Genomic DNA, 13848 nt, shown 5'->3' with positions numbered 1-13848 from the left:
CCGCTAGGTTATTTAGAAGCAAGCTTCTAAATAACCCCGCTCGACTTGCATGTATTAGGCACGCCGCCAGCGTTCGTCCTGAGCCAGGATCAAACTCTCCATTAAAGACCAACCGAAGTCGGTTTATAGAAAGAGCGATTAGCTCATGTTGAAACTGACGAGATAAAATATCTCATTGTTGATTTTGCGAACAAAATCAGTTTACTCACTCGTTGTTCAGTTTTCAAAGATCAAAACTTCATTCTCTCTTACTTCGTTTCACCACCGCGTCTCAGCGGCGACTTAAATAATGTAACACACAACCTCATTTTTCGTCAAGCATTTTTTTTAAAAATTTATTTTCTTGCTTGATGCAACACCCTTTATCCTGCTTTAGACAGTTCTAAATTATTCGTGTTGCTTAATGGGGCGAGTTATAACTTAGCACATATTTTACATACTCGTCAAGCTAAAATAATCATTTATATCTTTTAATCTCCTGTAAATTCTAAATCACATAAGAAAAAAGGAAGAAAAGATCATTTATCGACCTTTCTTCCTGATAAAATAACCTCCGCTCATCAAAGAAGGGAGTAGCGCAGTTCACGATTTTGTCCGCGATCCCTAAATTCCCCGACGGCTGATTCTCTAATAAGCGAACGATAAACCAGTTTACGGAGCACGACGGTAAGATCTAATTGTAGATTCTTGAGCTCAGGATGATTCATAAGTTCATCTATAGACCAAGGTTCCCGTCTGCTGCCTAATATACGGAATAGCAGAGAGGAGCACTCCTCCATTTTCGACATGACTGAAAATTCACAAGCAAGCAATACCAGTTCAACCCGTTGCTCCAGAGTCTCCGTACTTAATGTGAGCTCGTTATACAGTTTCTCAATTGTTCGATCCAGCGGCTGCACCTGAACCCATAAGTGAACCTTTGGATAAATCCCACGTTCAATGAGTTCAATAGACGCCCAATGATCCAGTGCCTTCAGAACACTTTGATAAGCGTCAATGATCCGCCCTTCCCGTACTGCTTTCTTACCCTGAACGTAATTGACTAGAAAGCGGGAGAACTCATGAAATCGCTTCTGCTCCCGCAGTGGATCGTTAAATTCAATAATTTCCTGTCTTAAAAGACGTACCCTGTCATCCCGTTCCCAGACCATACGACCTTCTAACACATAATCTATAATGTTGGCTTGTTCACCTGCGATAATCCAACCCTTCAAACAACTAAGCGTTGTGTACAACACTTGGCATTTTAATCCATTAATAAATAAGTGTTGTATAGATCGAACTGGCTCCCGGCCTTCTCCAATAATTAGAATGAGTTCATCAAAGTCATACAACATCGAACCGTGAAAATATTCTCCCGGTTTTCTGTACGAAATAACACCTATTGAATCTTCCTGCAACAATTCATCATGCATCAGGTTTAATTTGGTTAGCTGCACTTCACCCTCCATACCTGCAAGGCGGCTATAACCGCTAAATTGGATATTTGGATACATGTGATCATTTCTACATAAATAAGAGACTTCCTTCTTCAATTGTATAATTTTTTATCTTATTTAATTATTTCTTTCAGTGTTATCCAAGCGTCTTCATCTGCAAAGCTCCGACTCCACACACCAATTCCGCCCAGGTTCAGTGATTTGGCAAGTTCTACTCTTGCCTTCAGGGATATCTGATCCTCTAGCCAAATCTTTTTGACCACACCGTCTTCGGTATATTCGACATAATTCTGACCTTCAGAAGCTCTAAATTTGGGCTTCAACTTAAATTGGGCTACGATATCTGCTGCTGACTCCATACCAATTGATTTGGAGGTGACCTTAATCTTCCCTTCTTTGGGAGTCTCGGACCAAACGCGGGTATATAACGGAATACCTAAAACCACTTTTTGAGGCGGCACTTCGTCTTCCTGAATAATCCGCTGAATTGATGCTTCTGTCCATGGTAATGAGGCGACGGAACCAGCTTTTGGACTAGCCGCCCAATGCTCATCATACGCCATTACCATGAGATAATCTGTTATAGCACCCAATGCCTTTCGATCCAAGAAAACAGACCACATCTCACTTTGAGATTTAGGCGTAACATCAATGGACAGTATCAAATCATGTTCCCGGGCCATCGGTTTAAGTTCCCGCAAAAATTGGGTGACATTGGGGCCATCCTTCGTATGGACATTTTCAAAGTCAATATTAATACCATCCAGATCATTTTCTTGGGCAAGTGAGATCATCTGATCTACAATCGATTTTCGACGTTCAAAGGTAGATAGTGCCTCTGTTGTTATTTCGGGGTTAAAGCTGTTGCTCAACAAGCCCCATACCTCCATGCCCTTACGATGCGCCCAGCTGACATATGCCGGGTCCGCCTTGCTTTCTACAGTACCCTCATGATCAACGACGCTGAACCATGTAGGACTCACCACATTTACTCCAGGCATAGGGTCAAATTTGGAAGGATCAGGCTTACGATTATAGACGGCTTCCCAAGCGAGATTCACAGGTTTACCCTGCCAATGCTTCTCCGAGATTGACAAATCGTCCTTAACCGAAGGTATCACAAGTTCTTCTCCTTCAGAGATACAGTCTGACTTCATGTATCCTGCATAACCATTGTCTAACTGCACAAAATACCAATCGCCCTGTTGAGACCAGATGCGTACTTTTGTCTGCTGTGATACATCTGCCAAAATAAAAGATAGACTAGAGGCTTCTTTGCGTAAAGCAATTCTAGCATCCTGTTGCCCATCTTTCTTTTCTACACTACCTAGCTTGACCTTCTCTCCAGCTTTCATCAGAATGACAGCACCTGTTACAGGGTCTTCGTGGATGGATATACCATATACTTCACGTACAGCCTCAATGGGGATATATACCTCTCCACTGATTATCTGAGGGGCGGCGCTAAGTACATATGTTTTACCATTCAGTTCGCCTTGTGTCTTTGCAACATTCATATGGAGCAAGCTTTGTCTCGTTGCCATAATGACGGTTTGGCTGTCATCCTCATAACGAATGGTAGGGTCAATTTGACCTTGTATCAATTTAAGCGGCATCAGCATGTTCTTGCCGGAGCTTTGAGCTTCATATCCGGTCAACTTGCCTTTCATAAAAATAGGTCGGACACTCCCATGCCAATCGGGTTTCTCGTGAAGAGGATTACCATACCATACGACAGTAGTTGCGCATATAATCGCTGCGAATAATAGCAGGCTTGCCGCTCCTTTGAATCGAGAACGTTTACGGCGGCGTCTGGAATGATTTCTGGCCAATATTGAACCTCCATTGTAAGAAATTTTGATTTCTGTATTTTGTAACTTTAACAGATTACCTGAGACAAAAAACAAAGTGATTTAAACAAAAAAACGCGGTAAATCCCCACTTATGGGGAATTCCTCACGTTTCCAATCCATTACAATATATACATACCGCACTAAAAACTTTTATCCCTTATTTCGCTACGATTGTTTGTTACTACAAGCTTTGCATACTCCGTGTAACTCCATACGATGTCCATGCACCTCGAAGCCTGTTTCCAACGCGGCATGGCGTTCCACATCTGCCAAATACGGATAACTGAAATCTTCAATCTTTCCACATTTTTCACAAATGATGTGATAGTGCTCCGAAATATTGGCATCATAACGACTGGCGTTATCTCCATAGGTCAACTCATGTACCATACCCGCTTCTATAAACATCTTTAAGTTATTATAAACCGTAGCCACACTCATACTTGGAAACTTGGACTCAAGCGCACGATATATTTCATCTGCAGTCGGATGCCCCATAGATTCCATTAAATAGTTTAATATGGCATGGCGCTGGGGTGTTATGCGTACACCTGTCTTCTTCAGAAGTTCCAAAGCATGCTGGACGCGTGCTGCCATATATGTCCACCGCCTTATCCCTTACTTGCAATCCTATCAATTACCACGCATCTATTTACAATTCACTTCTAAAGCTACTCACATTGTACGGTCTACTCAAGAATCTTGTCAACGCGCCGTATTGTCGCCGGATGTCCGTACAGAAGTATCGGTCGCAGGAACTTCAGGTTCACCCGGAGAACTTCCAGTTGCATCGGGCGCAGTCGATCCTCCAGAATCATCCAAGTCAGGTAACGACGGCATCAGTAACTTTTTAATGGTTAAATTGCTGTTACCCTCTACGTTAATCACATATTTGCCATCCCCGTTTTGCCCTGAAATGCTTTTACTGTCTATCTTAAATGGAAAATCAGACTGAAGATTACCATAACTGCTTGAACCCTCTAACTGGAAATCTCCATTTGATGGAAGATCCAATACGATATCACCGACAGCACTGTATATTTTCCAATCTCCACCTACCCTCTCGCTATGCACTTTGATAGCGCCATTAAGCGAATTTGCATTCAGCTTGGCTGTAGAATTCAGCACATTCATGTCACCATTTTGAGTATCAACGGTAATATCCCCTTCCGAACGAGCGACCTGAATGTCACCTACCATAGTGTGGAGTGACAAGGCCCCTTCAATATCCCCTGCCTGCATATCGCCACGATTCGTGCGTACATCCACATCTCCGGAAATCCGATGCAATCTAATCTGACCGTTCAGGGTACCTCCTTTGACATTGCCGATAGCGTCATTAACTGTGAGATTCCCATTACCACTCTCAAGCCGGATGCTGTCGATAGCGTCTACTCCATTCAAGGTAATATTCCCGTTGGAGGTTCTAATCTGCATATTGAAGCGCCGATCCTCTGGTACGGTGATCAACATGTTCATACGAGGCTGACGTTTACTTGATGCTCCGTATGACTGTACCTCTGGACGAATCTGGATGGTCTTGCCGTCGGTAGAAGTCAGTGAAGAAGCTTGAGCAATCTTGTCCGCTTCGGCAGCAGGCGCTTGATCCACCCATAGAGTCCCACGTACCTCTATATTGGATACCGGCCGTCTGATCAGTGTTATATCTCCATTCACTGAATCAACTACTAAATCGGACGTTTGCATAGTTACCGGTACCAGCACACCGCCCATATCATACCGATTCTCTTTAGCCTGGCTAAAATCCATAGAGGCCGATGTCAGATTGAGACTAACCCGGTTCCACAGGTACATATAATGGTTTTGCTGGGTCACGATAAAAACCGAAGCAGCCACTACCAAAGCGGACAGAATCCCCTTTAAGTCAGGTCTAAAACGTCGTCCGTTGTCAGGCTTGCCCTCTTTGCGATAATACACGCCAAAAAAAATCAGATACTCCAGACCCCAAAGCACAAAGATTACAGGCCACCACACAAGGAGCTGAAGCATATATTCCGTGTTCTGAAGCACATCTACAATCAGCAAAATGCCTACAGCCATCAACAGAAGCGAAGAGGTGTAGCGGCCGACTCTTATTTTGCGGTGCACGCCTGCTTCACCCTCTTTCTTTCAACTTTTTACGTTTAAAGGATAGAAAGGCTTCCCTTAGAAAAAGGAATAAACCGATCATCATTAATATAATGGCCAGCGTCAGAAATCCATAATCTTCAAAGAAAATGCTTAACCAGCGAGGTTTCATGCGGAACAGAATCATAAGTCCACCGCCTGCCACCAGTAGCACTGCAAAAGCAAAACCTCTTTCCCATGCATAAAAAGGACTGCTTTGCTGACCTCTAGCATCCATTCGTGCATATTGATCCGGCTTGCGCCGATAACGAACCATGTAATCCGCTGACTGTAGTACATCATATACATTATAAAAATATAATACGGGTATGAACAATCCAAGCAAAATAAGTAATGGGATGTTAATCCTCAATCCATCTGAGGAAACATACAGCATCGCAAAAATATCTAGCAGGAGCAATACAATAAATGTAAGCCCCCTAATAAGTAGTCCTAAAAAAAGATGTCCCATTCCAGGTATCAGTGCTGCCATGATAATGGCAATTACTTTGCGAAATTTAGCGTATTGCAGACGCCCCCGCTGTTTCTGTCCATGTGGCTGTTCAGCCTGTCCGGACTCTCCCGACGGTAACGGTTGTTCCGAGTTCATGCCATCCTCCCCTTTGAATTCCATACGTAGCTCCGCTGAAAAATGCTTTGATGGTTACATAGTACCCCAATCAGATTTGATAGTAACTGTAAAAAAAAAGGGTTATGTTCACTCAACAGAGACTGCAGCTATATCTTCCCATTGTCGTAAATCAGCTGCAATACGTACCACATTAAAGTCATGTCGGGCCAGCACCTCTAGGGAAACCTCCATACTCTGACGATCCGGATGCAATTCATGAAATGGAACATGTTCATGTTCTTTAATCATAATTTTACGTATTTCCACTTTTTCTTGCTCTAAATAAGTCGAAATTTGATCGAGCAATCCGTGAGAGGACAATCCGTACAGTGTAATAAGATGAGGCTTGCGTCCACGCATATACCGAAGTTCTAATTTGTTGAACACCCATAAATTTAAAAATACGAGCACCGTTGCTGCTATAGAAGGTAAATAGAAGCCTGCTCCCACCCCAAGGCCAATGGCAGCTACGACCCAAATGGAAGCAGCCGTCGTGAGTCCAGTAATGGATTTACCTGTGAACATAATTGTACCTGCCCCCAAAAAGCCTACGCCAGTAATCACCGCCGTAGCCAAACGAGCTGGATCTATACGCACATTAGCTTCTTTAATAAAATCAGCAAAGCCGTAAATGGAGAGCAGCATAATCAGCGTCGAACCAAGACTGACCATAATGTGAGTCCGCAAACCAGCAGCGTGATTGGAACGTTCTCGCTCAAAGCCAATGAATCCACCGAGTAGCATGGACAGTAATAGCCGTAAAATGATATGTGAATCATCTATAATCCACGGATTATTCATTCGAGTCTCTCCTCCCGGTTGTGTCGTGCTTCCTTGTCCGGGCACGCGGTTTGTGAGTATTATTCCACGTTATGCAAATGGTAGGTGGTTAATTCCACACCTGGGGCCACTTCTGCCGCGGAAACGGGTCGAAAACCATGTTTTCGATAAAGTGTCACTGCAGGAGTGTTTAAAGTTCCTGTGGTGACGATAAACAGCGGGACATTCTGATACTCATTCAAAACATGCTTCATTAAGGAGTCCGCAATCCCTTTGCGAAAATGATCTGGATGAACCATCATACGTGTAAGGGTAAGCGAACCAGACGATTCAGACTGCACAGCTAGCGCTCCTAGCAGTTCATCATCCTCCAACCACCCATAAAAAGACTCTCCACAGCTTCTAAGTGTCTCCAATGTATCCATCAGTGGAGGAATCTCATCAAATCCAATCAGCTCAGCTTCCAGTCTATAAGCGACGTGCTGAAGACGCCATATCTGACTGACAATATCATCATCTTCCAATGAACATAGGGTAACCATGCTGTTTGCCCTCCTAAGGAAACTATAATATGTCATTACGATTCTGATACTTGTTCGATGCCCATACGTTCTCTGCACTTATGCAAAAGAGGCCTGTCCCTAAAAGACAAGCCCCTGTCATAACTATGCCATTAACGGTTCAACACTTCTGTCAGCAACTTATTAGCGAGACCCGGGTTGGCTTTTCCCTTGCTCTCCTTCATCACTTGACCGACCAAGAAGCCGATGGCCTTTTGCTTGCCAGCTTTGTAATCCTCGACCGATTGCGGGTTGGCTGCTACAACTTGCTCGACAATTGTCAGAATTGCACCTTCATCACTGATTTGCACAAGCCCTTTTTCTTCAACAATTTGCTGTGGCAGTTTATCACTTTCCAGCATTTCCTTGAAGACCGTTTTCGCTATTTTGCTATTGATCGTCCCCTTCTCCAGTAGTCCGATCATTTCACCCAAGCCCCGACCTGTCAATTTAACCTGCGACAGTTCTACACTGGCACTGTTTAAATAGCCGAGTAAATCTCCCATAATCCAGTTGGATACTGCTTTGGCATCCTTGGTGTACTGAAGACTATCCTCGAACAAATCAGCCAATGGTTTGGAGGACGTAATTACCTGTGCATCATACTCAGGTAATCCATATTCCGAAGTGTAACGTGTTTTGCGCTGGTCGGGTAATTCAGGAATCGAAGCACGGATACGTTCTTTCCACTCCTCATCAATATGCAGTGTAACGAGATCCGGGTCCGGGAAATAACGATAGTCGTGCGCCTGTTCCTTACCACGCATGGACAGGGTTTTACCCTGTGCCTCATCCCAGCGACGTGTTTCCTGTACGATCGTTCCACCTTCGTCCAGGGTCTGTTCTTGCCGGAACTGCTCATATTCCAGTCCGCGCTGTACGCCACGGAAGGAGTTCATGTTTTTCAGTTCCGCTTTGGTTCCCAGCTCTTTTTGACCATGCGGACGAAGACTGATATTGGCATCACAACGAAGCGAGCCTTCCTCCATCTTCACATCGGATACGTCACAATACTGCATAATGGCACGTATTTTTTCCAGATAAGCCTTGGCTTCTTCCGGCGAAGATATATCCGGCTCCGAAACGATTTCAACCAATGGTGTGCCGACCCGGTTAAAATCAACCAAAGACGCATAGCCACCATCAACATGGGTTAATTTCCCCGCATCCTCTTCCAGATGCAACCGGGTAATACCGATACGCTTGGTTTCACCGTTCACTTCAATATCAATCCAGCCGTTCTCGCCGATCGGTTGGTCATATTGCGAAATTTGGTAAGCCTTCGGTGAATCGGGGTAGAAATAGTTTTTGCGGTCAAACTTGCTCACATCAGCAATGGTGCAATTGAGCGCCATTGCCGCTTTCATCGCATAATCAACGGCTTGACGATTCAATACAGGCAATACTCCAGGATGTCCAAGACAGACCGGACATGTATGAGAGTTTGGCGGCGCTCCGAAGGATGTCGAGCATCCACAAAATATTTTGGACTTCGTATGCAATTCCACATGGACTTCAAGTCCAATGACCGTCTCATACTTCGATGTAGTTGTAGACATGAATAGGTTCCCTCCTTTTTGGCAAATTACAGCTGCGGACGCTGCTTGTGAAATTCAGTATTTTGTTCGAATGCATGCGCTACGCGCAGTACAGAAGACTCGTCAAAGGCTTTCCCGATTATTTGTAGTCCGACTGGCATTCCATCTGCAAGACCACAAGGAATACTGATCGCCGGCACGCCAGCTAAACTCACCGGAATCGTCAAAATATCGTTCAAATACATCGTCAATGGGTCATCCACTTGGGAGCCGATTTTGAAAGCGGTAGTCGGTGCAGTAGGTCCGATAATCACATCATATTGTTCAAATACACGATCAAAATCCTGTTTGATCAGTGTGCGCACTTTTTGAGCTTTCAAATAATAAGCATCGTAGTACCCGGAGCTGAGTGCATAGGTGCCAAGCATAATCCGACGCTTCACCTCAGGACCAAACCCTTGCGTACGGGACTGATGATACAGATCAAGCAGGTTATCTGGATTGTCAGCGCGCACACCATAGCGCACACCGTCAAAGCGGGCCAGATTGGACGATGCTTCGGATGAAGCCAGTAGGTAGTATGTCGCAACCGCATATTCCGTGTGCGGAAGAGATACCTCTTCCCATACAGCGCCCAATCCTTCCAGAGTTTTCAGTGCATCAAGCACCTTTTCCTTGACCTGTGGGTCTACGCCTTCACCAAGATACTCTTTAGGTACAGCGATACGAAGACCTTTTACATCTCCGGTTAAAGCGTTCAAATAATCAGGAATGTCTACCTTCGCAGAGGTGGAGTCCTTCTGGTCATAGCCTGCAATGGCTTGCAGGACATAGGCCGAATCCTGAACATTTTTTGTAATCGGACCGATTTGGTCTAAAGAGGAAGCAAAGGCCACCAGTCCAAAACGGGATACCAGACCATAGGTTGGTTTTAGGCCAACTACGCCGCAATAAGAAGCGGGCTGGCGAATGGAGCCGCCTGTATCGGAACCGAGCGTGAAATAAGCTTCACCCGCCGCAACAGCTGCAGCCGAGCCGCCACTGGAACCGCCAGGAACACGTTCTAAATCCCAAGGGTTACGTGCAGGGAAAAAGCTGGAGTTCTCGTTAGAACCACCCATAGCGAATTCGTCCATGTTCATTTTACCAAGTGTCACGGTTTGCGCTGCGCGTAACTTGCCAACCACTGTGGCATCGTAAACGGGATCAAAATTTTTCAAAAACTGACTGCCACATGTTGTGCGTAGCCCTTCCGTCACGATATTATCCTTAATACCAACCGGCAGGCCAAACAACAATCCTCTTTCCTCTCCTGAAATCAGCTGATCATCCAGCTGACGTGCGGATGCCCGGGCCTGTTCCTCGTCAACGGTAATATAGGCTCTGATCTTGTCTTCCCGCGCATCAATTGTCTCCAGAGCGTGCCCCACCAGATCACTCACGGAAATTTCCTTTTGATGCAGCTTGTTATGTATTTCCGGCAATGTGTTATTAAACAAGCTCAATTTGCATCCTCCTTTCAAATGTGAAATCTATTCCAGAACAGCAGGAACTTTAAACTGTCCATCTTCTTCTTCAGGTGCATTACGCATCACTTGCTCATGCGTCAAACTTTCGCGAACTTCGTCGTCCCGCATGACATTGCTGACGTGCAGCACATGAGTGGTCGGTTTTACCTGCTCCGTATCCAGCTCATTCAGCTTCTCCGCATAATGGAGAATGGCGTTTAATTGCCCTGTCATCGTTTCTTCCTCATTCTCGGTCAAATTCAACCGGGACAGCCTGGCTACGTGACGGACATCTTCCTTGGAAATGTTCATTCAAAACCCTCCTCATGTATATATAAAAATCCAATAAGCGACTGGAATCGGATTTTGCAAAATCCTGGTATCAAAAATGTTACACCGAACTTTGAAATAACGTTTTTAATTATAGGATAGAACCCTATACAATTCAATCTTTGACGCGGTACAGAAGCAGACTATACATTAATGAGGTAAATGTTACTAAAAGAATATAAAAAAAGCACCTTTCGGTGCTCTTTCAAGAAAACTATAGCAGCTGAAATCGTGCCCATTATATATTGTTAAAAAGAGTCGGCAACAGCCGATTCCTATATCCAAGCACGCAAATTAACTTGTTTGATAAAATCAGCCTGTGACAACAATTCTGCCGCGGTTTCTTCTTCCTCAGTCTCTACTGAATCATGACCACCATTCATCACATGTCTGAACAGCTTCTCATTATGAGTAGCAAGGGCGTAATCTATCAGCGCTTCACGCTCAATCCGCTCGGCTTCCAGCTTGAGAATACTTTCTTCCAGCTCGATGTCTCCGGATGGTACGAAAAAATTGCGATTCACCTTCGGTACGCGAATGACATAGTCAAAAGCATTGTCCGCATTACGGTCGTAAGCAATGATATAACCATGTTCGCCCACAGGAAGATTCTGCTCAAAAGCATCCGCGACGATCATAATTCTAGCTCCTAAATGATGCATCGTTAGCCCCCCCGTTTGTCTGAACTTATCTGCTAAGTCTACTAAAAAAAAGGTAGCTTGTCTATATCATCTATGTATCTTCATAATCGATCGTCTCCACGTCCAAATCTATGCTCATTAAGCCGTATATGCCAGTTTTGCGTAAGGGTTCTGCCCCGCCGTTTTACCTTTTTCCAAGTTATGATCTTCGGTTCGGAACCTACCACAACATCTTCAATATCTACTATTTCGGAAAGACGGAAACTGCCTTCGTTCTCACGTTGTACACCATATATATGTTTTCTTTTCATTCTTGCTCCCCCTTGTGATCTGATGGCCTCATGCCTCTTTATCCTCTTAATGGGCAAAAAAAAGAACGCAAACCGGGATTCATCCACAGCTTGCGTGCTTCGCGAGTTTAGTATGTAACTTTAATAAATTTATGTTAACAAAAATAAAAACCTTTGTCTATACATAATTTATATTTTGTTGTCGAATTGAGGCAAAACCTGTCACTTCTTTGATTTTGCCTCAATTAATTAACGTTTATCAAATTTACCGAATATACGGATTGTTGGCTTTCTCATAACCAATGGATGTTTTGGGTCCGTGACCAGGATAAACTGTAACGTCATCTCCAAGCGGAAACAACTTATTCTGAATGGAATCATACAAGTCGCGTTCCCGACCACCAGTCAGATCTGTGCGTCCGACGCCCTGACGGAATAGCACATCCCCCGAGAAAAGATCTTTGCCACACAAGAAGCTAACACTTCCGGGTGAATGCCCCGGTGTATGGAGCACCTTGAACGTGTGTCCGATTAGATTTAATTGCTGACCTTCCGCCAAATCATATTCGGCAGGTCCTGTCGAGATCGGTGGAGATGCCTCTGGCCACATCAGGGAGCCATTCAGCTTAGGAGATGTGAGCCAGTCTTGCTCCAAAGCGTGCAGATACACCGGGCATCCTTTCGCATTGCGAATCTCCTCCACCCCTCCAATATGGTCAAAATGGGCATGAGTCAGCAGAATAGCTTCAATGGTTAGAGACTCAATCGCTCTCAGCAAAGAACCCGGATTCATTCCTGGATCAATAATAACGGCGCGCTGTGGATCATCCCCTTGAAGCAAATAAGCATTCGTTTGAAGTGGACCCAGATTAAAGCTGCGAATTGATAAGGTCATAAGTTAAAATCCCGAGATCAGCTCGCGTAATTCCTGAACAATCACAGGATGGACCTCGGTTCCCTCCCCATATTTTTCAGCCATTTCTTTGCGAGCTACTGCAATTTTTTCTTGATAGTCATCGGCTTCCCGATCTGGATTTTCACGTTTGAATTCGATCATAATTTGTTGGACATGTGCAGGGCGTGGTCCCCAGTGGCCAAGTACATGACCTCCTGTATCCGCAAAAATCACAATCGGCACAGCACGTCCGCCCATTGTCAGGAAGTCGTCCATCAGCGCCTGATGATTTTCCAGAATCAATACTTCGGTTGGAATACCGCTATTCTCCAACGCGCGGAACACAACTGGCACATTGCGTACGACATCCCCACACCAGTCGGCAGCCAAAATAAGCACACGCAGATCATCACGATGGTTCAGGCTTTCAAAAAACTCCCGATCCTCTTCGCTGCTCCACACAAACTGATCGTATCCAGAGCGGAAGGCTTCTTTGTTCTTTTCCATGCCCTCCATAAATTGTTCAGGACTCAAGCCCTTGCCGAAATATTGCGATACGTTAGTACGGCTCATGTTATACACTTCCTTTTTTGTTTTTGGCTACAATCCATTTGATAACAAAATAAATGATCAAGAGCGCAAGAGCAACCAGCAAAATGGGTTTGATATAAGGTGCCGCCACTTCGTCAATTTGCTCCCACTTGTCTCCCAGCAGCATACCTAAATATATAAACAAAACAGACCAAGGTATAATCGCCAGCGTCGTCAAAATAATAAAGCGCCATACGTTCATTCGAGCCAACCCGGCAGGGATTGAGATCGCGTGACGAACAACAGGGATAAAGCGAGCTGTAAAAATGACCCCTGTGCCATATTTATTGAACCAGGCTTCAGCGTGGTCAACATGACTTTTTTTGATGAGTATGTATTTACCATACTTATCTAATACGGGTCTGCCGCCATAGCGTCCGATCCAGTAAATAAACAGCTGGGCCAGCACCCCGCCAATCGTTCCAAACACGACTGCGCCAAAAAAATTAATATGACCCGAGGACACTAAAAAACCGCCATAAGCGAGGACAATTTCACTTGGAATGACCTCCACCATCAAGCCTAGCATAATACCAAAATACCCAAGACTGCGAATGATCTCAAACAAATAATTAATGATACCAGATATATGGTCCATTTCTCTTCCCACTCCCTGCCTGTTTCTCTATTTTCATTAGTGTATCACAGCGGCAGAACACGCCGCC

15 protein-coding genes and 1 rRNA gene are annotated in these 13848 nt (G+C 44.6%); all 16 read right to left on the bottom strand.

What is annotated here, in order from left to right; genetic code table 11:
* A 16S ribosomal RNA gene (locus OIU26_RS19180) occupies positions 1-105 on the bottom strand; the annotation flags it as partial.
* 455 nt (positions 106-560) lie between these two features.
* Positions 561-1496, bottom strand: a complete 936-nt coding sequence (locus OIU26_RS19175; RefSeq protein WP_264217694.1) for a nucleotidyltransferase-like protein — start codon at positions 1494-1496, stop codon at positions 561-563.
* Between the two features lie 56 nt (positions 1497-1552).
* Positions 1553-3271: a glycosyl hydrolase family 18 protein gene (locus OIU26_RS19170; RefSeq protein WP_264217693.1), complete on the bottom strand. Its 1719-nt coding sequence runs from the start codon at positions 3269-3271 to the stop codon at positions 1553-1555.
* Positions 3272-3457: 186 nt separating this feature from the next.
* The gene (locus OIU26_RS19165; protein ID WP_013373015.1) at positions 3458-3889 is read right to left on the bottom strand and encodes a Fur family transcriptional regulator; all 432 of its coding nucleotides are present in this window, start codon (positions 3887-3889) and stop codon (positions 3458-3460) included.
* A 108-nt stretch (positions 3890-3997) separates the two neighbouring features.
* The gene (locus tag OIU26_RS19160) at positions 3998-5401 is read right to left on the bottom strand and encodes a DUF4097 family beta strand repeat-containing protein (RefSeq protein WP_264217692.1); all 1404 of its coding nucleotides are present in this window, start codon (positions 5399-5401) and stop codon (positions 3998-4000) included.
* Positions 5402-5408: 7 nt separating this feature from the next.
* Positions 5409-6053, bottom strand: coding sequence for a hypothetical protein (locus tag OIU26_RS19155; RefSeq protein ID WP_165082480.1), 645 nt, complete (start codon positions 6051-6053; stop codon positions 5409-5411).
* 84 nt (positions 6054-6137) lie between these two features.
* On the bottom strand, positions 6138-6851 hold the full coding sequence (locus OIU26_RS19150) for an MgtC/SapB family protein (protein ID WP_264217691.1): 714 nt from the start codon (positions 6849-6851) through the stop codon (positions 6138-6140).
* Between the two features lie 59 nt (positions 6852-6910).
* Positions 6911-7372, bottom strand: coding sequence for a GNAT family N-acetyltransferase (locus OIU26_RS19145; RefSeq protein ID WP_013373019.1), 462 nt, complete (start codon positions 7370-7372; stop codon positions 6911-6913).
* A gap of 131 nt (positions 7373-7503) precedes the next feature.
* Positions 7504-8949 carry an Asp-tRNA(Asn)/Glu-tRNA(Gln) amidotransferase subunit GatB gene (gene gatB / locus OIU26_RS19140; RefSeq protein ID WP_013373020.1) on the bottom strand — a complete coding sequence of 482 codons (1446 nt, stop codon included), beginning with the start codon at positions 8947-8949 and terminating at the stop codon, positions 7504-7506.
* Between the two features lie 26 nt (positions 8950-8975).
* Positions 8976-10433, bottom strand: coding sequence for an Asp-tRNA(Asn)/Glu-tRNA(Gln) amidotransferase subunit GatA (gene gatA, locus OIU26_RS19135; RefSeq protein WP_025675437.1), 1458 nt, complete (start codon positions 10431-10433; stop codon positions 8976-8978).
* Between the two features lie 27 nt (positions 10434-10460).
* Complete coding sequence (gatC, locus tag OIU26_RS19130; RefSeq protein WP_013373022.1) at positions 10461-10748, bottom strand: Asp-tRNA(Asn)/Glu-tRNA(Gln) amidotransferase subunit GatC; 288 nt, start codon at positions 10746-10748, stop codon at positions 10461-10463.
* Positions 10749-11041: 293 nt separating this feature from the next.
* Positions 11042-11428 (bottom strand): hypothetical protein, encoded by a 387-nt coding sequence (locus OIU26_RS19125; RefSeq protein WP_016324719.1) that lies wholly within the window; start codon positions 11426-11428, stop codon positions 11042-11044.
* Positions 11429-11508: 80 nt separating this feature from the next.
* A complete protein-coding gene (locus OIU26_RS19120; protein WP_165082484.1) occupies positions 11509-11718 on the bottom strand; it encodes a hypothetical protein in 210 nt (69 codons plus the stop codon).
* Positions 11719-11962: 244 nt separating this feature from the next.
* Entirely contained in the window at positions 11963-12592 is a 630-nt protein-coding gene (locus OIU26_RS19115; protein WP_264217690.1) for an MBL fold metallo-hydrolase, read from the bottom strand.
* 3 nt (positions 12593-12595) lie between these two features.
* Entirely contained in the window at positions 12596-13165 is a 570-nt protein-coding gene (locus OIU26_RS19110) for a thioredoxin family protein (protein WP_013373026.1), read from the bottom strand.
* Between the two features lies 1 nt (position 13166).
* Positions 13167-13781, bottom strand: coding sequence for a DedA family protein (locus OIU26_RS19105; protein WP_264217689.1), 615 nt, complete (start codon positions 13779-13781; stop codon positions 13167-13169).
* Positions 13782-13848: the final 67 nt, after the last annotated feature.

The organism is Paenibacillus sp. BT-177 (genome assembly GCF_025846815.2).
GTDB classification, from domain to species: domain Bacteria; phylum Bacillota; class Bacilli; order Paenibacillales; family Paenibacillaceae; genus Paenibacillus; species Paenibacillus polymyxa_C.
This window is presented reverse-complemented; position numbering and strand designations above follow the sequence as displayed.

Bases quoted from the DNA above. Each gene is read 5' to 3' on its own strand.
- OIU26_RS19175 (WP_264217694.1), bottom strand. From the start codon at position 1,496: ATGTATCCAAATATCCAATTTAGCGGTTATAGCCGCCTTGCAGGTATG.
- OIU26_RS19165 (WP_013373015.1), bottom strand. From the start codon at position 3,889: ATGGCAGCACGCGTCCAGCATGCTTTGGAACTTCTGAAGAAGACAGGT.
- OIU26_RS19155 (WP_165082480.1), bottom strand. From the start codon at position 6,053: ATGGAATTCAAAGGGGAGGATGGCATGAACTCGGAACAACCGTTACCG.
- OIU26_RS19150 (WP_264217691.1), bottom strand. From the start codon at position 6,851: ATGAATAATCCGTGGATTATAGATGATTCACATATCATTTTACGGCTA.
- OIU26_RS19145 (WP_013373019.1), bottom strand. From the start codon at position 7,372: ATGGTTACCCTATGTTCATTGGAAGATGATGATATTGTCAGTCAGATA.
- gatB (WP_013373020.1), bottom strand. From the start codon at position 8,949: ATGTCTACAACTACATCGAAGTATGAGACGGTCATTGGACTTGAAGTC.
- gatC (WP_013373022.1), bottom strand. From the start codon at position 10,748: ATGAACATTTCCAAGGAAGATGTCCGTCACGTAGCCAGGCTGTCCCGG.
- OIU26_RS19125 (WP_016324719.1), bottom strand. From the start codon at position 11,428: ATGCATCATTTAGGAGCTAGAATTATGATCGTCGCGGATGCTTTTGAG.
- OIU26_RS19120 (WP_165082484.1), bottom strand. From the start codon at position 11,718: ATGAAAAGAAAACATATATATGGTGTACAACGTGAGAACGAAGGCAGT.
- OIU26_RS19115 (WP_264217690.1), bottom strand. From the start codon at position 12,592: ATGACCTTATCAATTCGCAGCTTTAATCTGGGTCCACTTCAAACGAAT.
- OIU26_RS19110 (WP_013373026.1), bottom strand. From the start codon at position 13,165: ATGAGCCGTACTAACGTATCGCAATATTTCGGCAAGGGCTTGAGTCCT.
- OIU26_RS19105 (WP_264217689.1), bottom strand. From the start codon at position 13,781: ATGGACCATATATCTGGTATCATTAATTATTTGTTTGAGATCATTCGC.